The sequence below is a fragment of the Pseudanabaena sp. lw0831 genome, assembly GCF_016584665.1.
Taxonomy (GTDB): domain Bacteria; phylum Cyanobacteriota; class Cyanobacteriia; order Pseudanabaenales; family Pseudanabaenaceae; genus Pseudanabaena.
Genome location: NZ_BBJB01000072.1, coordinates 1 through 25,600, shown reverse-complemented (window position 1 = coordinate 25,600; position 25,600 = coordinate 1). Strand labels below are relative to the sequence as shown.

Below are 25,600 nucleotides of genomic sequence, written 5' to 3'. Positions count from 1 at the left end.
AATAATCTAATGCGATTCTCCACATCAGGAAAAGCTTGCATAGTGCGATCGCTGATCAAGTAGAAGGTGCTCATGAAATGTAACGCACATTTTTGATGTTTTTATTAATGCGTTACGCTGCGCTAACACATGCTACTACTGTTAGGCGATCGCTGCGTAAATGTCTAGACTCTAAGAAAACTTGCTTTTTGCTAAAATAATCTCCTAGCGCCAAAAGCTCTAAGAGTTCTCCCTCAATCCCCCTTTACAAGGCTACCGTAGCCATCTCAGGCATTCTATCTAAGTATTATGAATTCCTAAAATTGGTAGCCGACGCTGAAATAAAGTGATGATTCTTGCAAATTAGAGCCACGATCGCTAAGGTTAACAAATGGAAGCGCATAATCAAGCCGTAGGTTTAGACGTTTAATTGGCTCGAAAAGAATCCCCAATCCACCACCAGCTAAAAAGTTTTGACTAGGCTGCAAATTTAGATTTCTGGAGTTATTCCAAACCGTACCGAGATCGACAAAAGGCGCTAACTGGAGAACTGTGCGACCTTCCTCATTTCGAGCCACCACAAATCGACTCTCCACAGAAAAGCGAATCCCATTATCACCTGAACGCGCATTTTGGCGGAAGCCCCGCAACGATTGCCCACCACCAATCACAAATTGCTGCGAAGGTAAAAGCGGATCAGCCGAAAGTTGAGTATCTAAAGAACCAATCAAAATCGTATCAGAGCCAAGAACCTGAACACGTTGAATTTGTCCCAACCAACTGAAGAAAGCGGCACTTGGACTGGTAACATAAGTCGCACCAAATAGCCCTGTACCGAGACTAAACTGCGATCGCAAAGACCAAGCTCCTTCATTATCACGACTGGTATAGTCTTGCCCAAATTTAAATACACTGGTGCGGCTAGTCCCATCCGATTCTGGTCCAATCCCAAATGGCACGGCAAGATCGTTAAATAGGAATGTCTGGCCTCTTTGATATTCATAGCCTAAAGATAGTGCAAATTCTTCGCGAGGATTACGAATTAGGGGCTGACGATATGTGGCAGCATAAACTTCATTATTGCCACGAATATTGAAGGCATCGAATGGTGCCTGGGTAATGCGGTAATTGCTAGGAGCAAACCGAAGTGAGACAGTTCCATTCATGGGATTGACGGGAATGCTAAAGCCAAAATCATATTGGTTAGAGCCACCAGTTGTCGTTCTGTAATAATTGACCGAAAATAGATCCCCTAATCCCAAAAGATTGCGATAACTTAGTCCTGCTCCCATGCGTTCAGAACCAACCGCAGGAGGAGAGAAGTTGTCAAAACTGACAGAACCCGCAAGTTGATTCACCTCCACAACTGTAATCGTGAGAACACTCAAACCATCTTTACTACCAGCTTTGAGGCTAGCATCTACGCTTGTGAAATTGGGGTCGGCTCGCAGAAGACGCAGTTGATCTTCGAGAAGATTGGTGTTGAGGGGAGTACCAATGCCTATCTCGGTTCGAGATCGCACGTAGTCAGGATTAAGTGCATTAACGCCAACAACTTCGATTTTTTCAACTTTTCCTTCTAAGACTTGAATCTTGACAACACCATCAACGACACTTTGAGGATTATACAGAGCTTGAGAAGTGATATAGCCATTACTGATGTAGAGTTGGGTAATGGCATTGGCGACGGCTGTTAGTTGCGCTTCGGTGACTGCTTTGCCTTCGAGTGGTTTGATGATGGGATCAAGCTTGTCTGCTGCGAAAACTGTGCTGCCAGCAACTTCGATTTTTTTAATGGGGATGGTTTTAGCAATTTGGGATGGAGAAGTTTGATCTTGGGAAATTTGAGATGGTTGGGAATTATGAGCAGTCTGAGGAGTCAAATTAGAATTTTCTGTCTCTATCTCTGTTGAAGACGAAATCACTTGAGATGGAGAAGTCAGAGAAGAAGAAACCAATTCAATTGATGAAATAGAACTTGATAGCGAAGGTGTTAACGTTGAGGAAATTGGATTAGCATTAACTGATAATCTACAATCATTTGCTACTAAGACAAGGGTAGAAATTCCTAATACTAATGTATGAACTCTCTTCGCTTCAAATTTTGATTTCGCTTTTTTTGTGCTCATAATTCTTGTTTTCATCTTATTTCCTCGCTGACAGGAGAAATAGTAGCATATGCAGTATAGATCTTGCACGGATTATACAGATTTAAAAGCAGTCTAGCTATATAGTCAAATTATTAATTATTGAGCTATGTAACATCACCAAGTCAATTTGAAATAAATGTCTTAGTGATAATGTAAATTAGATTTTAAGGCGCAGTAAAACTTGATGTAGTTGTTGGAGGTTATGATGAATTCAGCTTGGAGAAAGTATTGGGCAACAACTGCGATCGCGATCGCCATATCACCAGTATTATTATCAGCGCCCGTCACAGCGCAATCAATCACTGCCGCGCAAGATGGTACGAATACCTTCGTATTGCCAAATGGACAGAGATTTGACATTACAGGTGGAACCCAAGCAGGAGCAAATTTATTTCATAGCTTCCAGCAATTTGGCTTAAGTCAGGGACAAATAGCTAACTTCCTAAGCCAACCAAACATTCAGAATATTCTTGGGCGCGTCGTTGGCGGCAACCCTTCCGTTATCAATGGCTTAATCCAACTTACAGGCGGCAATTCTAATCTCTACATCATGAATCCCGCAGGTATTATCTTTGGAACTAATGCCAGTTTAAATGTACCTGCCTCATTTACAGCAACGACAGCCAATGGTATCCAAGTTGGGAATAGTTGGTTTGGCATGAATACCAGTACGAGCGATCTTAAAAATCTGACTGGAACTCCTAATGCTTTCGCTTTTACTAGTCCTACATCACCGCTTACTGAAGGACAAACATCAGGTGTAATTGTCAATCAAGGAAATCTCAATGTTTCACAAGGAAAGAGTATCTCTCTAGTTGGTGGCATCGTCATTAATACAGGAGCGATCGCTACCGAAAATGGCAAAATTAATATCGTGGCTGTTCCCAATGGAAAGTACGTGCGGATTACCCCTGAAGGCAGCCCACTCAGTCTCGATCTGCCGATCGCAACCCAGCAAGAATTGGACAATACGAAACCCCTGACAGGGATCGATTTACCAAAATTGCTAGCAGGAACCCCGATCGCAGTGCCAACGCAAGCAGGAACGGCGATCGCGGCGGGTAATCTCACGGCGGCGAATATCAATATCCTTGCTAATCGTTATGATACGACTCAAGCTTCTCTCAATGCTGCCAACATCCAACAGGGTTGGAATTTTGTTTTCATCGACAGCACGGTTAAGGACTATCAAACGTTGCTTGATGGTACTAATGGTGGTAGTAGTGTGACGGTGATTAATCCAGAGCAATATGGCATTAGTCAAGTGACTGCAACTTTGGCTAGTGTCACTAGTGCAAATAGTTTACATATTGTGTCTGAAGGTGATGTTGAGAATTTCTGGATCGGTAAAGATTTTGTTAGTACTGAGAATATTGCTAGATATGCTAACGATCTCCAAGCTTGGAAAACAGCTCTATCTCCTGCGGCGAATATATTGCTCTATGCCTGTAATTTGGCTAGTGGTGAGAATGGTGCAGCACTAGTTCAAGCCGTGAGAATGTATACGGGACGTGAGGTGGCGGCTTCGATTAATCGTACGGGTAGTGCCTCATTAGGTGGCGATTGGAATCTGGAATATCAGACTGGAAAAAATCAAGCGACCGTGATCTTTAATGATTTGGCTACGCAGACTTACAAAAACACATTGGCAACGCTGACGGTTTTAAATACAGCCAATACTGGCGCGAATTCCCTTAGGGAGCGCATTGGCGCAGCGATCGCAGGCGATACGATTAAGTTTGATCCTAGTTTAAACGGGACTGCGATCATGCTGACAACTGGAGAGATTGCCTTTAACCAAAGTCTCACGATTAGCGGCAATGGTAGCACAAATACGATTATTGATGGAAACGCCAACGGTAGAATTTTTAACATCACAGCAAATGTTCCTGTCACCATTGATGGAGTAACAATTAGAAATGGGAAAGTAACAGGAAATGGTGGCGGCATCAGCACAAATGGAGCAGTGACTATTACTAACAGTATTGTTTCGGGTAATGCAGCAACTTTGAGGGGGGGAGGTATATATAACAATGGTAGTGAAGCTACAATCCTTACTAACAGTATCGTGTCAGGTAATAAGGCTAACTCTTGGGGTGGTGGTATTGAAGCCAATTTGGGAGCCGTAATCCTCACCAACAGTACTGTGTCCAATAATACGTCTGTCGATTTTGGTGGGGGAATAGATACCAGTAGTTCCACTGGAGGAAGCGTAACGATTACCAATAGCACAGTGTCGAATAATACAACAACAGGTCAAGGCGGTGGCATTTGGGCTTTTACCACTGCAATTATCACCAATAGCACTGTGTCGGGTAATACGTCTGTCACTATTGGTGGTGGCATTTATGGCGCTGGGACAGTGACTCTCACCAACACTACGGTATCAGGAAATCAATCAAATATTGATGGTGGTGGGGTTTGGGGCAATAGTGGAGGTGTAATTACCAACAGCACAATTACCAACAATACTGCGGATGCCGATAATAACGGCACAGGTGATGGCGGCGGTATATTTAGTAATGGCGGCATATTTACGATCGCAAATTCGATTATTGCAGGTAACTTTGACCGAGGGTTGCAAGCTCCTGACTTAGGTAGTACTGTCGCAGGAGTAGGTTTTACTAATGGTGGCAATAATTTAATCGGAGCGAATGATGGCTTTGCCGCCATATTTGCCAATAGCTCATTAATCGGCACGATCGCCACTCCAGTCAATCCCCAACTTGCTCCCCTTGCTAACTATGGCGGCACAATACTAACCCATGCTCTCTTGCCCAATAGCCCAGCCTTAGATGCAGGGAATAACGCCAACGCCCCAGTGGGTAACGATCAACGCGGCGCAACCCGCATAATTGGAAGTGCCGTGGATATCGGAGCCGTTGAATCTCAAGGATTTAGTCTCACCCCATTAGCAAATACCACCCCCCAGAGTACAAATATCAACACCAGTTTTGCTCAGATTCTGGGCGTGCAAGTTACCGAAAACTTTGTCAATAGCCCAATTCCCGCCCCCAATATTCTCGTCACCTTTACCCCATCATCAAGCAGCGCCAATGGAACATTCGCAGGAAATACCAGCATCCTCACCAATAATCTCGGTATTGCCTTAGCCTCAACATTTACTGCCAATGGAATTTCAGGCAGTTACACAGTTGCAGCAACAGCAACAGGATTTAAACCTGCAACTTTCTCGCTTACCAATAAAGTTACAGGTGGATTTGGTGGTGTATTTCCTAGCCGTGAGGATTTGGAAGAACGTTCTTTAAGATTAGATGAGCAAGATCTAGAAGTGAGTTTCACAGAGGTTCTCTGTCTTGACGAATCTCTCGCAAATGAGCGAATTACTTCCATTCCTACTTGCAAAAAAGACTTGAGCCAAATCAAACCCGAAAGAAAGAGATAGCAATGGACATCGCCCCTTTCTTTTGGGTTGATTGTTATATTGAGGTTAGTAGTCTCTGCAATTAAAACCTCATGTCTTTTGCTACCACAGCCTCACCCACCCATACTAATTTCAAGATTCGCGCCGATATCCTCGAACTGAAATCTAGCCTCGTTCAATGGCGTAGAGACTTTCATCGATTTCCTGAGCTTGGGTTTAAAGAAAAGCGAACTTCTAGTGCGATCGCAGAAAAATTAATCGCATGGGGCATTCCACACCAAACAGGTATAGCCCAAACTGGTATCGTCGCCACGATCGCAGGGACAAAAAAGAGCCATAATAAAGTTTTAGCGATCCGTGCTGATATGGATGCGCTCCCGATTCAAGAAGAAAATATCGTTAGTTATAAATCGCAAATTGACGGACTGATGCACGCTTGCGGTCATGACGGGCATACAGCGATCGCGATCGGTACAGCGAAATATCTCTGGAAAAATCGCGATCGGTTTAGTGGCACGGTGAAAATAATTTTCCAGCCAGCCGAAGAGGGGCCAGGTGGCGCAAAACCAATGATCGAGGCGGGGATACTCGAAAACCCTAAGGTTGACGCAGTGATTGGGTTACATCTTTGGAATAGCTTACCTCTTGGCACGGTCGGTGTACGAGCGGGTGCATTGATGGCGGCTACAGAATATTTTCATTGCAAGATTATTGGGCGTGGTGGACATGGTGCGCTTCCCCATCAAACGATTGATTCAATTTTGGTAGCGGCTCAAGTCGTAAATACGCTCCATACAATTGTCTCACGCAATATCAGCCCCCTTGATTCCGCTGTAATTAGCATTGGAGAATTTCACGCAGGTTCTGCTACAAATATTATTGCTGATTCCGCGCGAATCAGTGGCACAGTGAGATTTTTTGATCCTGAAGTTGGCGTAAAGTTAGCATTACGTATAGAAGAAGCGATCGCAGGTGTATGTGCAGCGCATGGCGCTACCTACGAGTTGAAATACACCAAGCTCTATCCACCTGTGATTAATGATTATGCGATCGCGGAATTAGTTCGCTCTGTTGCCGAAACCGTGATCGAGACTCCCGCAGGTATCGTTCCCGAATGCCAGACAATGGGAGGTGAAGATGTATCTTTCTTTTTGGAAGCAGTCCCTGGGTGCTACTTCTTTCTCGGTTCCGCAAATCCAGATAAAGGCTTAGCCTATCCTCACCATCATCCTCGCTTCAATTTTGATGAGACAGCTCTGGCAACTGGTGTGGAGATCTTCGTTCGTTGTGTTGAGAAGTTTTTGGGATAGTCAAAACCAAAAGATCGTGAGGTGGCGCTTCGCGCCACCTCACGATCTTTTGGTTTTGGTTTTCGAGATAACAGCGGTATAATCAAATCAACCTGAGTTTGGACAATGCAAAGCTATGGTTAGTCAATTAAGCAAAAGTCAAAGCACGTCTGAAAGCATAGGAGATATCTTCTATCCTGAAAGTGATGGAAAACCAATGGCAGATAATACGAAACAGTTTCGTTGGATTTTGACGATTCAGCAAAATATTGATTGGCTATATGCCAATGATGCTCAGGTATTTGTGGCAGGCGATCTGTTTTGGTATCCCGTCAAGGGACAAAACAAAATTGTGGCAGCTCCCGATACGATGGTGGTGTTTGGTAGACCAAAGGGCGATCGCGGTTCTTATCAGCAATGGCTAGAGGATGATATTGCGCCGCAAGTGGTATTTGAGATTCTCTCGCCTTGTAATTCTCGCATTGAGCTGTCAAAGAAGTTACTGTTTTATTCACTCTATGATGTGGAAGAATATTATGTTTACGATCCTGACACCAATGATTTAGAAGTATGGATTAGAGGCGATCGCACTCTGGACAGTGTTAGCGAGGTACATAATTGGGTCAGTCCTAGACTTGGTATTCGCTTTGATATCAGTGAGGAGTTACAGATTTATCGTCCTGACGGTACGAAGTTTCATTCTTATATCGAGATTAATCAAAAGCTAGAGCAAGAACGCGATCGGGCTGACATAGCTACCCAACAGCTTGCGGAAATGGCAGAACAACTCAAACAATATCGCGATCGCTTTGGAGATTTATAGGAGAGTTATGTGATGATTGCTCAACCAAAATACATAAGCCCACAAGATGATCAACTAATCATGTCGCCTACAGAATATCTCGCTTGGGAAAGTGTGCAAGATAGCAGACATGAATACGAAAACGGTAGAATTTTTGCGATGACTGGCGGCACAGTTCCCCATAGCCAGATTCCTGCAAATTTATCGGCATTATTAATTCCGCATCTGCGGGGTAAAGGTTGCAAGGTATCTGTCAATGATGCCAAGGTCACCATCAGATCTGGGAAGTATTATTATCCTGATGTGGTGGTTTCCTGTGATGAGCGCGATCGCTTCTCTCGTGATTTCTTGCAATATCCTACTCTCATTGCCGAAGTCTTATCGCCCACAACAGAAGCTCGCGATCGCGGTATCAAGCAGCAAAACTATATGTTGATCGATACGCTGCAAACCTATATTCTCATCAACTCTGAACGTCCCAGAATTGAAATTTACCAGAGGCTTGATCTGGGTTGGGAATATCTATCGATTGCGATCGAGCAGACAAATTTCGACCATGATGATCCGCTTATTCACATTACCAGTATCGATCTCCAATTTCCTCTATCAGCACTTTACGAAAACATCGATTTTTTTGATAGCGAACAAATTTAAGAGAAAGATTTATGACTATCTATTTCTATACGACAACCCAAGCATATTCTGAGTTTTCTAACTTTGCTCCCTTTGGCATTGAGCTAGATAATCAGTGGTGGCGTACTACAGAACATTATTTTCAAGCTCAAAAGTTTTTAGACAAAGCCTATCAAGATAAAATTCGCCATGCTCCCGATCCCAAAACAGCCGCGAATCTTGGCAGGAGTAGAGCTGTCACAATTAGAGAAGATTGGGAAGAAATAAAAGACGATGTGATGCGTAAAGCGGTTCTCCAGAAATTTCAAACACATCCTAAACTTAGAGAGCTTTTAATTTCCACAGGTAATGAAGATATTGTGGAAAATGCTCCAGGGGATTACTATTGGGGCTGTGGAGCCGATGGCTCTGGGAAAAACATGTTAGGTAAAATCTTGCAAGAAGTTCGTACTCAAATCCAAACTGCACGTATTGAACGAGATTAAGATACTACTCCTTTCCCACGGAAAGAATAGGTGTTGTAAAGTGAATAATTAGGTGGTGCGCGACTTCGTCGCGCACCACCTAATTATTCACTGGGAAGGGAGTAAGATCGAAAAGTTGATTTATTGAAATCAAAAAGTTATGATGGCTTAAGAATAGAGACTTTAGCTTGTTCATATTACGAAGATAATGACAATTGAAATAATTAAGGCAGATCTGAGTAAGCAGGATCATACAGAAGCGTTAATCCAATTGATGAGTGAATATGCTCTTGATGCAATGGGAGGAGGTCAAGATCTGTCGGAATTTGCTAAAAACAATCTAGTTGCCGAATTATCCAAGCGGAGTTCTGCGCATGTCATTATCGCATTCGTCGATCGCATTCCTGCGGGGCTAGCTATCTGTTTGGAAGGTTTCTCTACTTTCGCTTGTAAGCCTCTACTGAATATTCATGATCTGATTGTTTCTGCCCCTTACCGAGGTCAAGGTTTGTCGAAATTAATACTACAGATGGTAGAGGCGATCGCTTGTGATTTAGGCTGCTGTAAAATAACGCTAGAAGTCTTAGATGGCAATCATGCAGCTAAAGCTGCATATAAATCTTGTGGTTTTAGTGGCTATGAACTAAACCCAGAAATGGGTCATGCGTTATTTTGGGAGAAGAAGTTATCGATAGCAACATGTCCCTAACCAATTGGCGCATTTTGGAAATAGTTGAACCACCGACTTGGTTAAGTGAAAAAGTTGGTAAATTTGCAGCGCAGTTACTTTGTCAGAGGGGAATCATTGAGCCTGAACAAGTAGAATCATTCTTAGACATTACCGCTTATCAACCCACTAGTGCCTTTGCTTTTGGTGTAGAAATGGAACAGGCGATTGCCCGAATTCAGAAAGCCCATGAACAGGGAGAAACGATCGCAATTTGGGGGGATTTTGATGCAGATGGGATTACCGCAACATCGGTTTTGTGGGAGGGATTAGGACAATTTTTCGCGCAAGGCGATCGCTTAGTCTTTTATATCCCCGATCGTCTTAAAGAGTCTCATGGGATCTCGATTAGAAGCTTAGATGAGCTACGATCGCAATGCCAGACAGAAGGGAAATCACTAAGTTTAATCATTACTTGTGATACGGGTAGCACTTGTTTTGATGCGTTAACCCATGCGCAGGATTTAGGAATTGATGTGATTGTCACCGATCACCATACTTTGCCAGATCAGCGTCCACCAGTAGTCGCAATTATCAATCCGCGTTACTTATCAACTCAGCATCCATTATTTAACTTGTCGGGTGTGGCTGTTGCCTATAAATTAATGGAAGCGCTCTATGAATCTCTACCTGAAGTTCCCCAACAGCCTTTAGAGGATTTATTGGATTTAGTCGCGATCGGCTTAGTTGCCGACCTAGTAAAACTTACAGGAGATTGTCGATACCTTGCTCAAAAGGGAATAGAAGTATTGCGGCGAAAAAAACGTCTTGGGGTGCGAATGCTCTTGGAGCAATGTAAACGAGTTGGCGATCGCCCAATTGATATTAGCTTTGGGATTGCGCCGCGCATTAATGCCGTGAGTAGAATTTGGGGCGATGTACGGAAATGCGTAGAATTGCTGACTACCCGCGATGAGAAGGTCTGCAAAGCGCTAATTGAACAGACTGAACTGGCTAACACACAGCGCAAATCTTTACAAAAAAAGGTCTTTAAACAGGTTCAAGCTAAAATTGAACAACTCGATCTTTCGACGACAGGGCTGATTGTGTTAGCCGATCCACAATGGTCGGTGGGTGTTTTGGGCTTAGTGGCTGGACAAGTGGTTGCCGAGTATGGTCGTCCGACGATTCTCTGTACAGTTGAAAATGGAATTGCTAAAGGTAGTGCGCGATCGCTAGAGGGTATAAATCTTTACGATCTCCTCAAAGGACAAGAACATCTATTGCTCAGCTTCGGCGGACACCCGCTTGCAGGAGGTTTGAGTTTTGAGCTTGAGAATTTGCAGTTACTCACTGAGTCTATCGATCAGAAATTTTGGAGTCAATATGGTCAATTGCAAAGTAAAGCGATCAACATTGATTTAGAAGTAAATATCGCCGATCTTAGCAAAGAATTATTTAATGAATTTAAGCAGCTAGAACCTTTTGGTATGGGTAATCCCTACCCCAAGTTGTTAGTTCGTGATTGCCAATTTTCAGAGATATCCAATGCAAATATTCGGACTCAAAAAGGACAGAAAGTTGAATATATTAAGACAGAATTTACTCTAAGCGATCGCAATGGCAATCAGATTTATGGCGATTGGTGGGGACATTATAGCTATGAGTTACCCGATACCAGTTGCGATGTGGTGATTGAACTAGTCGATAATGCTTTTCGCCGCCGTTATGATGTGCGATTGCTTGATTTCCATGCTCAGAGTGCGCCTCTGAGCAATGAGTTGCCGTCCCTCGCAACATCAATCAAAAATCCTGATCTAAACCTCAAGATCATTGATTGGCGAGGGCGTGATCCGCTCGATCTTGATAACCACTTGTCAGCAACTATCTGCGATCGCTGTCCTCAAAGTTGGCAAGATTTAAACTCCATTATCGATCGCGCCCATCAAGCAAATCAAGCTCTCGCTTTAGTTTATCCTCGCCCTGAACAGATAAATGGAGCGATCGCATGGCAAACTTTAGTGGGAATTGCCAAATATCTGAGTCGGACAGGTAAGGAAATTAAGCGATCGCAACTAATCGCAAAATTAGGAATTGATGATCAAGATGTGTTGCAGATTGGATTTGAGGAGCTTCAACAATATGGTTATGCGGTGAATGCGATCGAATCTCCATCAGGTGATGGAGATTCGATGATCCGTATAAGTTCTATTACATCAACATATGATGGATTTACGCCAGCAAAGCAGTTTATCCAAGCTGCGAACGAGTTAGCCTTCCAGCAACAATTTTTTGATCGTCAGTTAAAGAATTTGATAATATAGCTATCGCCGCTTGTGTTTGGACAAAATTAAAACCCAAGAGGAGAATGGCGGCGCGAAGCGCCGCCATTCTCCTCTTGGGTTTTATACCAAACGTTGATATCGCATTCCGGGGCAAGGCGCGATCGCACCCACGATTTCCAAATGCGTTAAAGCCCCTAAAACCTCACCCGAAGGCACTTTTGTTTGTTCCACAATCCAATCTAACCCAACAGGATCGCCAAATCCGATCGCTTGGAGAATATTCTGTTGTAAGAGTGGTAATTCAGAAATAGCGATCGCAGGTGCAGGTTTATCTAAATTCGGCAACATGCCCAAAGATTCCAATAGCTCATCCACGCCTAAAATCGCCTGCGCCCCTTTACCCAATAGCTTCAAGCAACCCTTTGCTTCATTTACATCAAGGGAATTTGGCAAAGCAAAGACATCGCGCCCATATTCATTGGCTTGATAGGCGGTGATTAAGGCTCCCGATCGCTCTGGCGCTTCCATCACTAATGTCACACGGCTAAGTCCCGCAATAATCCGATTACGGGCTGGGAAATGGGTTTTGTTGGGAGTAGTACCATGCGGATATTCGCTCACGACTAGACCTGAATGTAGAATTTGTGTATATAAATCTTTATGCCTATGCGGATAGATTTGATCGACTCCCGTGCCAACCACAGCCACAGTTTGACCACCAATTTCCAAACAAGCTTTGTGTGCTTCGCCATCTATACCTTCTGCCATACCAGAAATAATCGTAAACCCACGCTCTGCCAAAGCCCTCACAATTTTTTTAGTCCACCTACGTCCATAGGGAGTAGCGTTGCGCGTACCCACGATCGCAATTGTGTTGCGTTCATTCCAATTAGTTAGGTGACCGTGATAATACAAAATTGATGGTGGATCGGGAATCTCCCAAAGTAACTGCGGATATTCGCGATCGCTAGGAGTCCAGAAGTTAAGATTGTGATGTTCATGTACTGCCAATAGAGCCACAGGTTCTACTTCGCATTGAGCTTGGCGAATTGCTTCGAGGGTCTGACCACCAATACCTTCGATTGCATGTAAATCACTTGGTAAAGCATTCCATGCCTCAGACATATAGCCAAATGCTTGATACAGTCGTTTAATCAATACAGGCCCAATACCGCGTATTTGCGACCATGCTAACCAATAGGCTCTTTCTGAATTTGGGCTAAGGCTCATGAATTCTGTATTATTAAGTACTCAAAATAAATTACCAAAATCCGTAGGGTTGCTCCCCACAGCGGCGCAACCCTACAAATTTAAGTTTATGCCATGCTCTAAACGAGCGCTGACAGTAGCTAAATCGTACTCACCATTGATAGTCAGTAACTTCTGTTTATAGCCGTAATATTCCAATAAAGGTATAGTCAAATCCAAAAACTGCTCGATCCGTTTCTGAATTATCTCAATCGTGTCATCGGATCCACCACGCGATCGAGATCGCTGCATCAATGTCTCTTCAGAAGCTTGTAAATAGATTGCATGGTCAAGAGGACATCCCAACTCATCCAACAAAAAATCTAACTCCTCTGCTTGAAAAGACGTGCGGGGATAACCTTCTAAAATCCATCCTTGCTGAGCATCTTCCATCTTAAGACGCAATCGCATCAACTCAATCATCAGCATGTCGGGCACAAATTCACCAGCATCGATGAAGCTTTTTACTTCCATACCTAAATCTGTTGCTGTTGCCATCTCTAATCGCAAAATTTCGCTAGTTGAGATCACAGGAATATTTAGCAAAGATCGAAGATGTAAAGCTTGGGTGGTTCGTCCTGAACCCGATGCACCTAATAGAATAATTCTTGCCATCGGTCTATGCCATCACATTCTTAAAAAAGGCGATCGCATCTTTTAAGGAAGCGACAAAGGTATCAATTTCGGCTTTGGTATTATAGAAATAGACACTGGCTCTTGCCGTGCCGCTAATTCCTAAAAAGCGATGTAATGGCTGAGTGCAATGGTGTCCTGAACGAATAGCGATACCATCTTGATCGAGCATTGCCGAGAGGTCATTGGCATGAATCCCATGTGCGATCGTGAAGGATGCCAAACCTGCGCGGTGATGTCTTGGCCCATAAACTTTGATGTCAGGAATATCGTCGAGATAATCCATCAAATATTCAATTAATTCCTGTTCATAATCATGGATTTTATCCATGCCGATCGCAGTCAAGTAATCCACCGCTGCACCGAGAGCGATCGCTTCGCCAATTGCAGGAGTCCCTGCTTCAAATTTGTGGGGTAAGCCAGCATAAGTAGAATGATCGAGAAAGACATCAGCAATCATTTCGCCACCACCCATAAACGGAGGCATTTCTAGTAATAGATCCCGCTTACCATAGAGGAACCCAATTCCTGTCGGCGCACACATCTTATGTCCCGAAGCCACTAGCCAATCGCAATCAAGCGCCTGCACATCAATGGGCATATGTGGCACACTCTGACAAGCATCTAGCAATACCTTTGCGCCTTGAGCATGAGCCAATGGAATCATCTCCTCCACTGGATTCACACAACCAAGAGTATTGGAAACATGGACAATTGATACCAGTTTAGTTTTAGGGTTGAGTAAAGACTTAAACTGCTCTAAGCTTAATTCCCCTAAGATTGTGGGTTCTAGGAATTTAAGAACTGCGCCTGTACGTTGAGCAATCAACTGCCAAGGCACAATGTTACTGTGATGCTCCATTACTGAGAGAATTACTTCATCTCCTGCTTTCAGGTTTGCCCATCCCCAAGTATAGGCTACGAGATTAATCGCTTCACTGGCATTACGGGTATAAATGATTTCCTGTGATGACTTAGCATTGACAAATTTAGCGATTTTGTCCCGCGCTCCCTCATAGGCATCGGTGGCTCTAGCACTGAGTGTATGAGCGCCACGATGCACGTTGGCATTGTCATGCTCGTAATAATATTTCCAAGCTGCAAGTACCGATTTTGGCTTCTGGGAACTAGCAGCATTATCAAAGTAAATTAGTGGCTTGCCATTGACCGCTTGATTCAAAATCTCAAAATCTGCTCTGACCCGATCTGCTAGAGTCTTTTCATAGGTTAATGTCATGAGTCTTACATAGTTGCTGTCGTAACTGCTATCTGCATTTTAACAGTTCAAAACCCAAAAAGCATGAGATGACGAGGTGCGCTGCCCTATGCCTCTCAGTCTGCTAATTTCCAGACTTTCACCTTGCCGTCGAGACTGCCACTAATCAACAGCTTTTGATCAGTACTAAATACAACCGATGACACGCCACGCTCATGCTCTGATAAAACTTGAGGCGATCGCTTGATCTTTAAAGACCAAATCCGAATTGTCTTATCAGCACTACCGCTAGCCAATAAACTCCCGTCATTACTAAAAGTGATCGTATGTACCTCACCAGTATGACCTGTAAGAACATCCTTTAACTGCCCCATCTTGGCATCCCATAGCCGCACAGTATTATCTTCCATCGCACTAGCGATCGCCTTGCCGTCATTGCTATAAACGAGCGATCGCACGGGGCTACCACTCTCTACTAAGGTCTTAAGAACTTTTCCTGTCTCCACATTCCATAATCGAATTGCGCCATCTTCACTACCACTTGCTAAGAATTTACTATCGGGTGTAAATGAGACATCGTAGACCCAAGATTTTTCAGTTAACGTGCTGATTAATTTGCCAGTTTCTGCATTCCATAGGCGAATTGTGCGATCAGCTCCAGAACTAGCGATCAACTTGCCATCAGGACTGAAGATAGCAGTATATATGCGATCTTGATGTCCCACTAACGTATTTAAGATTTTACCAGTGGAAACTTCCCAAATGATTACTTTGCGATCATCGCTGGCACTAACTAAACGCTTGCCATCGGGACTAAAGTACACATCATAGACTCTTCCTGTATGACCTTTGAGTGTCTGTAATTTTTTGCTTTTGGTTAAGTCCCATAGCTCAATAATGCGCTCTGAGCTTGCCACTGCCAAAATTTTACTGTCGGGACTAATTGTAACTCCATAGATTAAATCCTTTGCCTCATTGATTGTCAATTCCTTCATTACTGATGGAACTGAAGTTGATGGATTTATTGGCTTAGGTGAAGATTCTGGCAATCCAGCTTTTTCTTGAGATTCCTCAAGATTAGTTGGATTTATCGGCTTAGGGGAAGATCCAAACATGAGAATTATTGTCGTGATTGCGATCGCGCCCAGAGTGATGATTCCTAAGCCCAAATGCCAAGGCTGAAAATATTTCCAAATTCTTGATTTTGGTAACTCCTGCTTCTGGGCAGAATGAAGATCGCGTATAGGAGTATTTTGCTGACTAAGGTTTTGATTACTTCTTTGGGTCGTCTCACCACAAATCAGTACAGTTGGTAAACTGTGATTTACATGGGAGATTGGATAGCGGTCGACAAATTCTCGAATCACCGCATAAACTGCTTCAGCACTAGAATAACGCTGCCGAAAATCAAACCGCACCATACGCGAAAGAATATCAGCAAATTCAGGATAGACCTTAGGCGCAGATGCTCGCCATAAAATTTCTAAGTTGTCGTCTTTGGCTAAATGGCTAGGAGGAATACCTGTCAGAGCTTGAATGCCAATCATGCCGATCGCATAGATGTCGCTGGCAAATTTTGGCTCGCCATGAGCCTGTTCGCTAGGCATGTATCCTGGCGTACCAATTCCCACCGTGTAGCCATCGTCTGGCTGTCCAGCCAAGAGAGCCGTGGGCGTGACAATTTGCTTCACAACACCAAAATCAATTAAAAAAAGCTGTCCATCCCGACGACGAATAATATTTTCGGGCTTAATATCGCGATGAATCACATTGTTTTGATGGACAAAGCTGAGGACGACTAGGAGATTTTGCAATAAATCAGCAACTACGAACTGTTCCCAAATCTTGCCACGCGGCAGTTCATGACTAAGGTCTTTGCCATCAATATATTCTTGAACTAGATAAAATTCTGATAATTCTTCAAAGTGGGCAAACAGTTGCGGAATTTGGGTATGGGTTCCGAGGCGATAGAGAACTTGAGCTTCTGTTTCAAAAAGTCGCCGCGATAGCTGCAATACACTCGCTTCTTGAATATGTGGACTTAGTCTTTTAATTACTCTGGTGGGGTGATCGGGCAAGTGTAAGTCTCGTGAGAGATAGGTCTCCCCAAATCCACCGCCACCCAAACGTGCTGAAACTTCGTAATGCCCACCGACTATTTGCCCAGTTGTCAGACTCATAAACTATTTCTGTGGATGCCTTAGACTTGATTACAATCTTGCCATACAAGTATGGCAAGATTGTAATCAAGTCTAAGGAGCTTTATTGCGATCAAAGCTTTACTAAGCAAAGCTTTGATCGCAATAAAGCGCTATAGTGATATCAAATAATGCGGCTTGAGTATGACCCCGTTACCGAAATATCGACCGAAACAATTATCGCTAGGCCCGTTAGAGTCGGAAATCCTGAATATTATATGGGACAGTACGCGGCTAGGTGCGACGGATATTCACGATCGCATCTTGTCTGATCCCGATCGCGAGTTAGCCTATGGCTCAGTGATGACTGTATTGCGCCGACTGGAGCAAAAGGGCTGGATTCATTGCGAAAAGGAGGGGCGTGCGCTCTATTGGCAAGCAAAAATTTCTCGCGATGAGGCACAAGCATTAGAGGCGTATCAACAACTAAATCGATTTTTAGAAATAGGTGATGCGGATATTGTCGCCGCTTTTGCTAATGATCTCGATCATGCCAGTATGGACAAGCTTGAAGCGATCGCTGTCCGTCTCCAAAATATACGTCAATCGCGAGAACAATCACAGGAAGGTTAAGTCTATGCCCTTTTTCTCCATACATTTTGTGATGATATTTGGTTCGCTTTGCCTTGCTTGGGGCTTGCGCTACGGTTGGCAAAATAGCGGCGATGTGACTCAGCCTGTGAGTTGGCAGATGCGTTGGCAGAAGGCGCTCGTATCCTTTGTTTTGCCGCCACTATTAGTAATGATGACCGCGATCGCTGTGCTATGTATGGGATCAGAAGGACAAATGATTGGCTTGCAAGCAGGGCGGCTTAGCTATGCGATCGCCTTGATGTTTTTGATTTACAGCATTTTTCGGAGTGGTCAACTTGCATGGATTGGCTGGCAATCTTTACAAAAATTACAAAATCTCGTTGTCGATTGCAAGGCTCTCAATCCGATTAATGAACCTTTAAAATTGCTAAATATGCCGATGCTATTTGCTGCCCAAATTGGGTTTTGGCGATCGCATCTTTTTGTCAGCCAAGGTTTGCTCGATACCCTTGATGCAGATCATCTGGAAGCAGTGCTATTACATGAACGCGCCCATGCTCATTACCGCGATACATTTTGGTTTTTCTGGCTCGGTTGTCTACGCCAAGTGATGCCTTGGTTGCCAAATACCCAAGCTTTATGGGAGGAGTTGCTGTTATTGCGAGAACTTCGTGCTGATCGCTGGGCTGCTCAATATGCAGATGGTTTGTTACTAGCTGAGTCATTATTAGCGATGGTTAGCAACAATATGCAACTAACCCCAACCTTTGCGGCGGCTTTTGGCGCGACGAATCCTAGCGATCGGCTAGAAGTGCGGGTTAACTTTTTATTAGCCGACCCCGAACCTTTGCCCCAATTTTCTTGGCGATCGCTATTTTGGATTGGTTTTTCCCTATTACCACTCGCTGTATTACCTTTGCATTATTAACAAAAAGAGAGAGTTGCTGAGCAACTCTCTCTTTTTGTTAATAATGCCATCGCTCATATGGGGAATCTGGTGAAACTCGATTTTATCCAAAAGTTTGATCTGTCAACTATAGCAATGCAAGAGATAGGACAAATCAAAACCCAAAAGATGAGTGGCGGTGCGAAGCACCGCCACTCATCTTTTGGGTTTTAAGTCCTAAGCAAAACTTACATTGCTATAAAACTAGGGTTTTTGCGATCGCTTGATTTTAGATGACCTTGGTATACGAGTTTTTGAAGCTGACTGAAGTATTAGTGTAACTCTTGCCCCAGATAGTCATGACAGTTTGGAGAATTGTCATGACTATCTGGTATGTTTGAGGTTCGCCGTTAGCTGACAATCCATGACCGTTAGAGAAACTTTTCGTCGCACAAAAATTGTTGCTACTATTGGACCCGCGACCAGTAGCCCCGATATGATTCGCCAGCTTATTGAAGCAGGTGCAAGTACTTTTCGCCTTAACTTTTCCCACGGCACTCATGCTGACCACCATCGCAGCATTTGCAATATTCGCCAAGTATCTAGTGAACTCAATCAACCTGTGGGCATTTTGCAGGATTTGCAAGGTCCAAAAATTCGCCTTGGAGTATTTAAAGAAGGCCCAATTACTCTTAATAAAGGTGACAAATTTACCCTCACAAGCCGCCAAGTTGATGGTAATTCTGAAATTAGTTGCATTACCTATGACACGCTTGCCGAAGAAGTGCCAATCGGCGCAGTAATCATGCTCGATGACGGCAAAGTTGAGATGGTCGTCGAAGCTGTAAATGTGGAATTAGGCGATCTCTATTGTCGCGTGGTCATTGGTGGCACGCTTTCTAATAATAAAGGGGTAAATTTCCCGAACGTTCACTTATTAGTCAGTGCGATGACTGATAAAGATCGCGAAGACTTACGTTTTGGTTTGGCTGAAGGCGTAGATTGGGTAGCACTTAGCTTTGTCTGCAATCCTGAAGATGTGCTAGAGGTTAAAGACTTGATTGCCGCTTCAGGGCGGAAGGCTAGTGTTATTGCCAAAATCGAGAAGCACGAAGCGATCTCTAACATGGAAGCTATTCTCTCGGTCTGCGATGGGGTAATGGTGGCGCGGGGCGATCTTGGCGTGGAAATTCCTGCGGAAGATGTACCGATCGCTCAAAAGCAATTGATTAAAACTGCCAATCGCCTTGGCATTCCTGTAATTACAGCGACACAAATGCTGGATAGCATGGTCAGCAGTCCTCGGGCCACCCGCGCCGAAATTTCCGACGTGGCAAATGCGATCATCGATGGTACTGATGCCGTAATGCTCTCTAACGAAACTGCGGTGGGAAAATATCCGATCTTGGCTGTAGAAACGATGGCAAGAATTGCCGTTCGCATTGAAAGAGAGCAAGATCTAAAAATGCAACCTATTGAAAGCATGGGACGCGCTGTCCCCAATGCGATTAGTCAGGCTGTAGGGAGGATTGCGATCCAACTAAATGCCGCTGCGATCGTTACTCTCACTAAGACAGGCTCAACGGCTCGTAATGTCAGCAAATTCCGTCCACCGATTCCGATTTTGGCAGTTACACCCAATGTCCAAGTAGCGCGTCGCTTGCAAATGGTCTGGGGTGTGCAGCCAATGGTATTAATATCCTTACCATCCGCAAGACAAAATTTTGAAGCCGCCCTCAACCTTGCTCAAGAGATGAAATTGCTCTCCGCAGGTGATTTGGTGGTTATGTCGGCAGGCACACTGCAAGACGTGGCAGGCTCTACGGATTTAATCAAAGTGGAATTTGTTTCATCGGTAGTTGGCAAAGGCTTAAGCATCGGCTCTGGTATTGTTCATGGACGCGCTAGAGTTGCTTTCCATCACCTTGATGTCCGCGACTTTAACGAAGGTGAAATTCTTGTCATCGATCGCACTGATGCCGACTATATCGAAGTAATTCGCAAAGCATCTGCCGTAATTACTGAAGAATCAAGTCTTGATTCTCATGCAGTGGTGATCGGTCGAAGGCTGGGTATACCAGTTTTGATCGGGGTTCACAATGCCACAGGCTTCATTCGCGATGGTGAACCACTGAGTGTTAACTTCAGCAAAGGCATGATCTATTCAGGTTCGAGATCGGACGATCTAACGTTTTAGTTATATTTAAAGTTGATGCAAAGCATCAACTTTAATGTTTTTGAGTTAGTCATGGAAAATTTTGCTTTTTACAATCCAGTCAAGATTTTATTTGGCAAAGGTCAAATTGCGAATATCAGTACTGAAATCCCTACTGATGCCAAAATCTTAATCATCTATGGTGGCGGTAGCATCAAAACCAATGGAGTTTACGAACAGGTAAAGACCGCCCTTGCTGGTCGTAGCTTTCTCGAATTTGGTGGGATTGAAGCAAATCCACATCTGGAAACATTGCTCAAAGCAGTTGAACTGATTCGAGATGAAGGAATAGATTTTTTGCTGGCAGTGGGCGGTGGCTCCGTCCTTGATGGTACAAAATTTATTGCTGCTGCTGTTCCCTTTGAAGGCGATCCTTGGGATATTTGTGCCAAGCAAGCCCTTGTAAAATTAGCGATTCCCTTTGGTGCAGTGTTGACTTTGCCAGCTACTGGTTCCGAGATGAACACTAACTCTGTAGTTACTAAATGGGCAACCCAAGACAAGTTGTTTTTCTCTAGCCCATTTGTATTTCCCAAATTCTCAGTACTAGACCCTGAAACGACTTACTCGTTGCCTATTCGTCAGGTTAGTAATGGAATAGTTGATGCCTATGTTCATGTTATGGAACAGTATTTGACATATCCTGCCAATGCCCCATTGCAGGATCGGATGGCTGAGTCTATTCTCAAAACCTTGATCGAAGAAGCTCCCAAGGTCTTAGCGGATCTTCATAACTACGAAGCAAGAGCCAACGTGATGTGGTGCGCCACGATGGCGCTCAATGGATTGATCGGTGTCGGTGTACCTCAAGATTGGGCAACGCACATGATCGGTCATGAGCTAACGGCGCTACATGGCATCGATCATGCTCAAACTTTGGCGATTGTTCTGCCTAACACGCTGACGATTAGACGCGATCGCAAAAGGCAAAAGCTCTTGCAATATGCCGATCGCGTTTGGGGTCTTGTCGATGGCACGGAGGAGGTACGCATTGATCGGGCGATCGCGAAAACTCGCGACTTTTTTGAGACTGTCGGCGTTTGTACCCATCTGTCAGACTACGGCGTGGGACTAGATGTGATTCCCAAAATTATCGATCGCTTCGAGAAACGTGGTTTTGTCGCTTTAGGCGAAAATCAAGATGTTACACCCAAGATTGTCGAACAAATTTTAGCGCTCTGTGCTTAACTTCTTTTTGTAAAGGTGCTGCAAAGCAGCACCTTTACATGGTTTATGGAATATAAATATGACCCAAAAACTTCTATTTGTTTGCCTCGGAAATATTTGCCGATCGCCTGCGGCAGAAAATATTATGAATCATTTAGTTGCGAAGCAAGGACTAGGCGATTTCTTTATCTGTGACTCGGCTGGTACTGGTGGCTGGCATGTGGGTGCACCACCTGATCGCCGTATGCGTGCGGCTGCCAAAGAACGCGGCTTAGATTTTGTTGGCTCGGCTAGACAGTTTGAGGCGATGGATTTGCGAGAATTTGACTTAATTCTGGCGATGGACAAAGATAACTATCGCAATATTCTCGCTCTCGATCCGCAAGGGAAATTTACGGACAAGGTGAAGATGATGTGTGACTTCTGCGAAACTTACACCGATAAAGAAGTTCCTGATCCCTATTACGGTGGTGCAGATGGATTTAACTATGTCATCGATTTGCTATTTGATGCCTGTGGTGGTCTTCTCAAATCTTTTCCCAAAAATTGAAGAGAGGGCGCTTTGCGCCCTCTCTTCAATTTAATCAACGTAAAATGCGCGATCGCTTTGAGTATTAGCCAAAAAAGATTCTAAGTCTTCCCATTGTTTGTTCTCAATTAAACCAATCACTGCTTGCAATGATTGCTGATAGTTTTGTAGCGATCGCAATACAGCCGATTGATTATATTCCGCCATTAGTCTCCCTAGTTCAGGATTACCACCGCCAACGCGACTAGTATCACGGAAGCCTGAACTCGCTAAATTTTGCGCTAATTTTAAAACCGTCCGATCGCTTTCTGCTTGACAAGCAGCGATCAAACTAGCACTAATCATCACAGGGGCATGACTAATCATGGCGACGGCGCGATCGTGTTCTTCGGCGCTACATTCATAGACATTCATACCCACTGACTGCCATAGCGATCGCACTTTCTCAACAGCCTCAAGATCATCACTAGGCGTAACCACACAGGGACGATTTTGAAATAGATTGCGTTCGGCAGCTAAAATTCCTTGAAATGCAGTTCCCGCCATCGGATGACTGCCCACAAATCGCTGATTAAATTGCTGGCAAATCTTCAATGCTGGCTCGACGATCGCTGATTTGACTGAGCCAACATCCGTAAAAATGACGTTAGAAGCTAATTTTGGCGCGATCTCGGAAATCGTCGGCAAAATTGCTGCGATCGGCGTACAGATGACGACGATATCAGTTTGGGCAAGAATGCGATCAGGTATATCTGCAATATTTGTGCTAGCGATACTTACGGCAGCGATCTCTTCTGCTTGTTTGCAGGTTTCAGGATTGCGACTGATGCCCCAAACGTAGTTATGATCTTGCGATGAAGCGAGCAGATCTAACCCTAGCGAGCCACCAATTAACCCTAAACCGACGACACCAATATTCATAAAACTCTTCCACACAACAAAGGGGTGTCTTGCACCCCTTTTATTATTTAGAACTTGCTAAGGTTAAGCCCTGCTTCTTTCGCAAATGCAGCTAGCCCTTTCTTTTGCAAAGTTTTGATAGCTTTGGTGGAAATTTGTAATTTTACAAAACGCTTTCCTTCTTCCCACCAGATTCTTTTGTCTTGTAAGTTTACGTGTTGTAAGTGCTTATGACGCTTGTGTGAGAAAGAAATCGATACGGAATTATTGGCTTTTTTGCCTGTTAGTTGGCATACACGACTCATAGTACTAGTCTCCTATTTTTTCAGTCCAGCTAACCATACTACAACCTTAAAGCATACTTTTGCAATCCAGAAATAATTTTTGCAGAAATTCTCATTATGAGACGAATTTCGAGTTTTCCCGCGCTTGTGGCGCGGGAAAACTCGAAGAACCAATTCTTAAAATGAGAACCAGTATTATTGCAAAAATAATACTGGTTCTCAAAATCTTACTGGGTTTGATTTCCCATTATCGAAAGTGTAGGAGCACTTTTGATAATGGGTATGAAAATTGTTTGGTTAGCTATCCTTGAAAGGTGCGAGATCAGACAATCCAAAGTTGTAAATGTTGCTAGACTCCAACTTGCTAATAAAGCAAAGCAAAAAAACAAGATAATCATGAGTAAAGCTCGGATATTCGATAGCTCTCAATTTTTTCAAACAACCGATGGAGAGCCAATTCGTTCAGTAGTTACTGAATCCCCAGATGCAGTTGTTGTCGCTTGGTATATCAACCCAAACCAAAAAATTCCGCCTCACCTGCATCCCAACGGACAAGACACTTGGACGATCATAAGTGGCAAGGGAGAATATTATTTGGATAAAACTGGCAATACGCAACCAATCGCCGCAGGAGATGTTGTGATTGCTCATACTGGCTCAGTGCATGGAGTATTCAATAATGGGAACGAGCCTCTAGTTTTTATTTCAGTGGTTAGTCCTGCTACTGCGGGATATCAACTTGTCGATATCGAAGGTACAAATTCATGAAGTGGTTAATTCAATATTTACGCGACATTAAGATCGGGAAAGTGGTGCTTTGGTGCTATTTGATTTGGTATGTCGTTATCGTTTATTTCTATTTTGATCCATCGCCCAAGACTTGGATTAATGCTCTGGGGATAAGTGCTGTGATTGGTACAGGGCTTGTATTAAGCATCTCTTCTAACAAGAGCGATAGTGTAGATTACTGGCAAACATTCCGACTTTATCTCATGCCATTTTGCGTTTCTAGTTTTTCAGCACTGATCAAAGATCGAGATTTTATTGTATTTGTTTCTCCGAAAATCAAAGAAACATTAGTAGCAATCTCTTGTTGCATTCTATTCTTAGCGATCGTCTTTGCCATCAAATTAATTAACAAAAAATTAGCTTGGCAATCAACTAATTTAGAAGATTTGGAAGCAAGCTAAAGGCTTTTTTCTATAGGGCTTTCAATAAAATTGTGGTTTCTCTATCTTGTGAGCTAAGCTCGTAAGACAATATGCTTTCCAGTTTTAATCCATGACAAATACTGCCAAAATCCCTGTTGTTGTCTCTGGGGCGACAGGTAAAATGGGGCGCGAAATTATCAAAGCGATCGCCCAATCACCAGACATGATGCTCGTTGGTGCGATCGGCAGATCCCACATTGGTGAGGATATCGGCGAAGTTATTGGTATTGGCGAATTAGAAATACCCGTGACCGATAATCTCGAAGTTGTCCTTGCCCAAGCTGCGCAAGAATCACAACTACCAGTGATGGTCGATGTCACCCACCCCAGCATCATTTATGACAATATTCGCTCAGCGATCGCCTATGGTGTTCGCCCTGTGGTTGGCACAACGGGCTTAAGTGAGCAGCAAATTGCCGATCTTGCCATTTTTGCGGACAAAGCGAGTACAGGCTGCATTATTGCCCCAAATTTCTCCGTTGGTGTGATTTTGATGCAACAAGCCGCGATCGCTGCCGCCAAATATTTCCAGCATGTGGAAATTATCGAACTGCACCACAATCAAAAAGCTGATGCTCCTAGCGGTACTGCGATCAAAACCGCGCAAATGCTCTCAGAATTAGGTCAATCTTTTAATCCGCCTAGTGTCGATGAAAAAGAGCATCTCACAGGTGCAAGGGGCGCGACATATGGCGAAAACATTCGTATTCATAGTGTGCGTATTCCTGGAATAGTTGCGCGGCAAGAAGTGATTTTTGGCGCAATGGGCGAGACCTTAAAAATTGAGCATAATGCTAGCGATCGCACCTGCTATATGGCAGGTGTATTGCTTTGTGTTCGCAAAGTACTTGCGCTCAAGTCACTTATTTATGGCTTAGAAAAATTACTGTAAAAATGATCCATATAAAACCAAAAAAAGTTGGGG

22 protein-coding genes are annotated in these 25,600 nt (G+C 43.8%); 15 read left to right on the top strand and 7 right to left on the bottom strand.

The genetic code is table 11. The features are described from left to right. Nucleotides 1-296: 296 nt before the first annotated feature. Complete coding sequence (locus APA_RS15000; protein WP_201323076.1) at nt 297-2,108, bottom strand: ShlB/FhaC/HecB family hemolysin secretion/activation protein; 1,812 nt, start codon at nt 2,106-2,108, stop codon at nt 297-299. A gap of 226 nt (nt 2,109-2,334) precedes the next feature. On the opposite strand from APA_RS15000, the gene APA_RS14995 reads away from it, so the two are divergent. The 7 genes from APA_RS14995 (at nt 2,335) to recJ (ending at nt 11,693) form a co-directional block, all read left to right on the top strand. Next, entirely contained in the window at nt 2,335-5,535 is a 3,201-nt protein-coding gene (locus APA_RS14995; protein WP_201323075.1) for a DUF4347 domain-containing protein, read from the top strand. 71 nt (nt 5,536-5,606) lie between these two features. Next, a complete protein-coding gene (locus APA_RS14990; protein WP_201323074.1) occupies nt 5,607-6,824 on the top strand; it encodes a M20 family metallopeptidase in 1,218 nt (405 codons plus the stop codon). Between the two features lie 115 nt (nt 6,825-6,939). Next, complete coding sequence (locus APA_RS14985) at nt 6,940-7,626, top strand: Uma2 family endonuclease (RefSeq protein WP_201323073.1); 687 nt, start codon at nt 6,940-6,942, stop codon at nt 7,624-7,626. 12 nt (nt 7,627-7,638) lie between these two features. Next, complete coding sequence (locus APA_RS14980) at nt 7,639-8,259, top strand: Uma2 family endonuclease (RefSeq protein WP_201323072.1); 621 nt, start codon at nt 7,639-7,641, stop codon at nt 8,257-8,259. A gap of 11 nt (nt 8,260-8,270) precedes the next feature. After that, nucleotides 8,271-8,723 carry an NADAR family protein gene (locus APA_RS14975; protein ID WP_201323071.1) on the top strand — a complete coding sequence of 151 codons (453 nt, stop codon included), beginning with the start codon at nt 8,271-8,273 and terminating at the stop codon, nt 8,721-8,723. Nucleotides 8,724-8,910: 187 nt separating this feature from the next. Beyond that, a complete protein-coding gene (locus APA_RS14970; RefSeq protein ID WP_201323070.1) occupies nt 8,911-9,411 on the top strand; it encodes a GNAT family N-acetyltransferase in 501 nt (166 codons plus the stop codon). After that, the gene (gene recJ, locus APA_RS14965; protein WP_201323069.1) at nt 9,402-11,693 is read left to right on the top strand and encodes a single-stranded-DNA-specific exonuclease RecJ; all 2,292 of its coding nucleotides are present in this window, start codon (nt 9,402-9,404) and stop codon (nt 11,691-11,693) included. Before APA_RS14970 ends, recJ begins: the two co-directional genes overlap by 10 nt. Nucleotides 11,694-11,774: 81 nt before the next feature. Here recJ and dprA read toward each other — a convergent pair whose 3' ends face one another. The 4 genes from dprA to APA_RS14945 form a co-directional block, all read right to left on the bottom strand. Further along, nucleotides 11,775-12,884 carry a DNA-processing protein DprA gene (gene dprA / locus APA_RS14960; RefSeq protein WP_201323068.1) on the bottom strand — a complete coding sequence of 370 codons (1,110 nt, stop codon included), beginning with the start codon at nt 12,882-12,884 and terminating at the stop codon, nt 11,775-11,777. 72 nt (nt 12,885-12,956) lie between these two features. After that, complete coding sequence (locus APA_RS14955) at nt 12,957-13,517, bottom strand: nucleoside monophosphate kinase (protein WP_201323067.1); 561 nt, start codon at nt 13,515-13,517, stop codon at nt 12,957-12,959. A gap of 4 nt (nt 13,518-13,521) precedes the next feature. Beyond that, nucleotides 13,522-14,772 carry a SufS family cysteine desulfurase gene (locus tag APA_RS14950; RefSeq protein WP_201323066.1) on the bottom strand — a complete coding sequence of 417 codons (1,251 nt, stop codon included), beginning with the start codon at nt 14,770-14,772 and terminating at the stop codon, nt 13,522-13,524. A gap of 95 nt (nt 14,773-14,867) precedes the next feature. Beyond that, nucleotides 14,868-16,931, bottom strand: a complete 2,064-nt coding sequence (locus APA_RS14945; RefSeq protein WP_201323065.1) for a serine/threonine-protein kinase — start codon at nt 16,929-16,931, stop codon at nt 14,868-14,870. Between the two features lie 162 nt (nt 16,932-17,093). Between APA_RS14945 and APA_RS14940 the strand changes: the two genes are divergently transcribed. From APA_RS14940 to APA_RS14920, 5 genes are all read left to right on the top strand, one after another. Further along, complete coding sequence (locus tag APA_RS14940) at nt 17,094-17,522, top strand: BlaI/MecI/CopY family transcriptional regulator (protein WP_201323064.1); 429 nt, start codon at nt 17,094-17,096, stop codon at nt 17,520-17,522. 4 nt (nt 17,523-17,526) lie between these two features. Further along, complete coding sequence (locus APA_RS14935) at nt 17,527-18,411, top strand: M56 family metallopeptidase (RefSeq protein ID WP_236579597.1); 885 nt, start codon at nt 17,527-17,529, stop codon at nt 18,409-18,411. A 382-nt stretch (nt 18,412-18,793) separates the two neighbouring features. Continuing rightward, on the top strand, nt 18,794-20,566 hold the full coding sequence (gene pyk, locus APA_RS14930; RefSeq protein WP_201323063.1) for a pyruvate kinase: 1,773 nt from the start codon (nt 18,794-18,796) through the stop codon (nt 20,564-20,566). A gap of 51 nt (nt 20,567-20,617) precedes the next feature. Continuing rightward, nucleotides 20,618-21,772 carry an iron-containing alcohol dehydrogenase gene (locus APA_RS14925; RefSeq protein WP_201323062.1) on the top strand — a complete coding sequence of 385 codons (1,155 nt, stop codon included), beginning with the start codon at nt 20,618-20,620 and terminating at the stop codon, nt 21,770-21,772. Nucleotides 21,773-21,830: 58 nt separating this feature from the next. Then, complete coding sequence (locus APA_RS14920; RefSeq protein ID WP_201323061.1) at nt 21,831-22,301, top strand: low molecular weight protein-tyrosine-phosphatase; 471 nt, start codon at nt 21,831-21,833, stop codon at nt 22,299-22,301. A gap of 30 nt (nt 22,302-22,331) precedes the next feature. Here the strand turns inward: APA_RS14920 and APA_RS14915 are convergent, their stop codons facing one another. Both APA_RS14915 and rpmB read right to left on the bottom strand, forming a co-directional pair. Then, nucleotides 22,332-23,201, bottom strand: coding sequence for a prephenate/arogenate dehydrogenase (locus APA_RS14915; RefSeq protein WP_201323060.1), 870 nt, complete (start codon nt 23,199-23,201; stop codon nt 22,332-22,334). Between the two features lie 47 nt (nt 23,202-23,248). Further along, complete coding sequence (rpmB, locus tag APA_RS14910; RefSeq protein WP_201323059.1) at nt 23,249-23,485, bottom strand: 50S ribosomal protein L28; 237 nt, start codon at nt 23,483-23,485, stop codon at nt 23,249-23,251. A gap of 375 nt (nt 23,486-23,860) precedes the next feature. Between rpmB and APA_RS14905 the strand changes: the two genes are divergently transcribed. From APA_RS14905 to dapB, 3 genes are all read left to right on the top strand, one after another. Further along, the gene (locus APA_RS14905; RefSeq protein WP_201323058.1) at nt 23,861-24,232 is read left to right on the top strand and encodes a cupin domain-containing protein; all 372 of its coding nucleotides are present in this window, start codon (nt 23,861-23,863) and stop codon (nt 24,230-24,232) included. Then, nucleotides 24,229-24,654, top strand: a complete 426-nt coding sequence (locus tag APA_RS14900; RefSeq protein WP_201323057.1) for a hypothetical protein — start codon at nt 24,229-24,231, stop codon at nt 24,652-24,654. Before APA_RS14905 ends, APA_RS14900 begins: the two co-directional genes overlap by 4 nt. A gap of 91 nt (nt 24,655-24,745) precedes the next feature. After that, nucleotides 24,746-25,567: a 4-hydroxy-tetrahydrodipicolinate reductase gene (gene dapB / locus APA_RS14895; protein ID WP_201323056.1), complete on the top strand. Its 822-nt coding sequence runs from the start codon at nt 24,746-24,748 to the stop codon at nt 25,565-25,567. Nucleotides 25,568-25,600: the final 33 nt, after the last annotated feature.

What these genes read in the sequence shown, in the direction of transcription:
- APA_RS14900 (WP_201323057.1), top strand. Translation starts at nt 24,229, where the DNA reads ATGAAGTGGTTAATTCAATATTTACGCGACATTAAGATCGGGAAAGTG.
- APA_RS14925 (WP_201323062.1), top strand. Translation starts at nt 20,618, where the DNA reads ATGGAAAATTTTGCTTTTTACAATCCAGTCAAGATTTTATTTGGCAAA.
- APA_RS14955 (WP_201323067.1), bottom strand. Translation starts at nt 13,517, where the DNA reads ATGGCAAGAATTATTCTATTAGGTGCATCGGGTTCAGGACGAACCACC.
- pyk (WP_201323063.1), top strand. Translation starts at nt 18,794, where the DNA reads ATGACCGTTAGAGAAACTTTTCGTCGCACAAAAATTGTTGCTACTATT.
- APA_RS14970 (WP_201323070.1), top strand. Translation starts at nt 8,911, where the DNA reads ATGACAATTGAAATAATTAAGGCAGATCTGAGTAAGCAGGATCATACA.
- APA_RS14920 (WP_201323061.1), top strand. Translation starts at nt 21,831, where the DNA reads ATGACCCAAAAACTTCTATTTGTTTGCCTCGGAAATATTTGCCGATCG.
- APA_RS14905 (WP_201323058.1), top strand. Translation starts at nt 23,861, where the DNA reads ATGAGTAAAGCTCGGATATTCGATAGCTCTCAATTTTTTCAAACAACC.
- APA_RS14935 (WP_236579597.1), top strand. Translation starts at nt 17,527, where the DNA reads ATGCCCTTTTTCTCCATACATTTTGTGATGATATTTGGTTCGCTTTGC.
- APA_RS14985 (WP_201323073.1), top strand. Translation starts at nt 6,940, where the DNA reads ATGGTTAGTCAATTAAGCAAAAGTCAAAGCACGTCTGAAAGCATAGGA.
- APA_RS14940 (WP_201323064.1), top strand. Translation starts at nt 17,094, where the DNA reads ATGACCCCGTTACCGAAATATCGACCGAAACAATTATCGCTAGGCCCG.
- APA_RS14915 (WP_201323060.1), bottom strand. Translation starts at nt 23,201, where the DNA reads ATGAATATTGGTGTCGTCGGTTTAGGGTTAATTGGTGGCTCGCTAGGG.
- dprA (WP_201323068.1), bottom strand. Translation starts at nt 12,884, where the DNA reads ATGAGCCTTAGCCCAAATTCAGAAAGAGCCTATTGGTTAGCATGGTCG.
- recJ (WP_201323069.1), top strand. Translation starts at nt 9,402, where the DNA reads ATGTCCCTAACCAATTGGCGCATTTTGGAAATAGTTGAACCACCGACT.
- APA_RS14950 (WP_201323066.1), bottom strand. Translation starts at nt 14,772, where the DNA reads ATGACATTAACCTATGAAAAGACTCTAGCAGATCGGGTCAGAGCAGAT.
- APA_RS14980 (WP_201323072.1), top strand. Translation starts at nt 7,639, where the DNA reads ATGATTGCTCAACCAAAATACATAAGCCCACAAGATGATCAACTAATC.
- APA_RS14975 (WP_201323071.1), top strand. Translation starts at nt 8,271, where the DNA reads ATGACTATCTATTTCTATACGACAACCCAAGCATATTCTGAGTTTTCT.
- APA_RS14995 (WP_201323075.1), top strand. Translation starts at nt 2,335, where the DNA reads ATGAATTCAGCTTGGAGAAAGTATTGGGCAACAACTGCGATCGCGATC.
- APA_RS14990 (WP_201323074.1), top strand. Translation starts at nt 5,607, where the DNA reads ATGTCTTTTGCTACCACAGCCTCACCCACCCATACTAATTTCAAGATT.
- APA_RS15000 (WP_201323076.1), bottom strand. Translation starts at nt 2,108, where the DNA reads ATGAGCACAAAAAAAGCGAAATCAAAATTTGAAGCGAAGAGAGTTCAT.
- dapB (WP_201323056.1), top strand. Translation starts at nt 24,746, where the DNA reads ATGACAAATACTGCCAAAATCCCTGTTGTTGTCTCTGGGGCGACAGGT.
- rpmB (WP_201323059.1), bottom strand. Translation starts at nt 23,485, where the DNA reads ATGAGTCGTGTATGCCAACTAACAGGCAAAAAAGCCAATAATTCCGTA.
- APA_RS14945 (WP_201323065.1), bottom strand. Translation starts at nt 16,931, where the DNA reads ATGAGTCTGACAACTGGGCAAATAGTCGGTGGGCATTACGAAGTTTCA.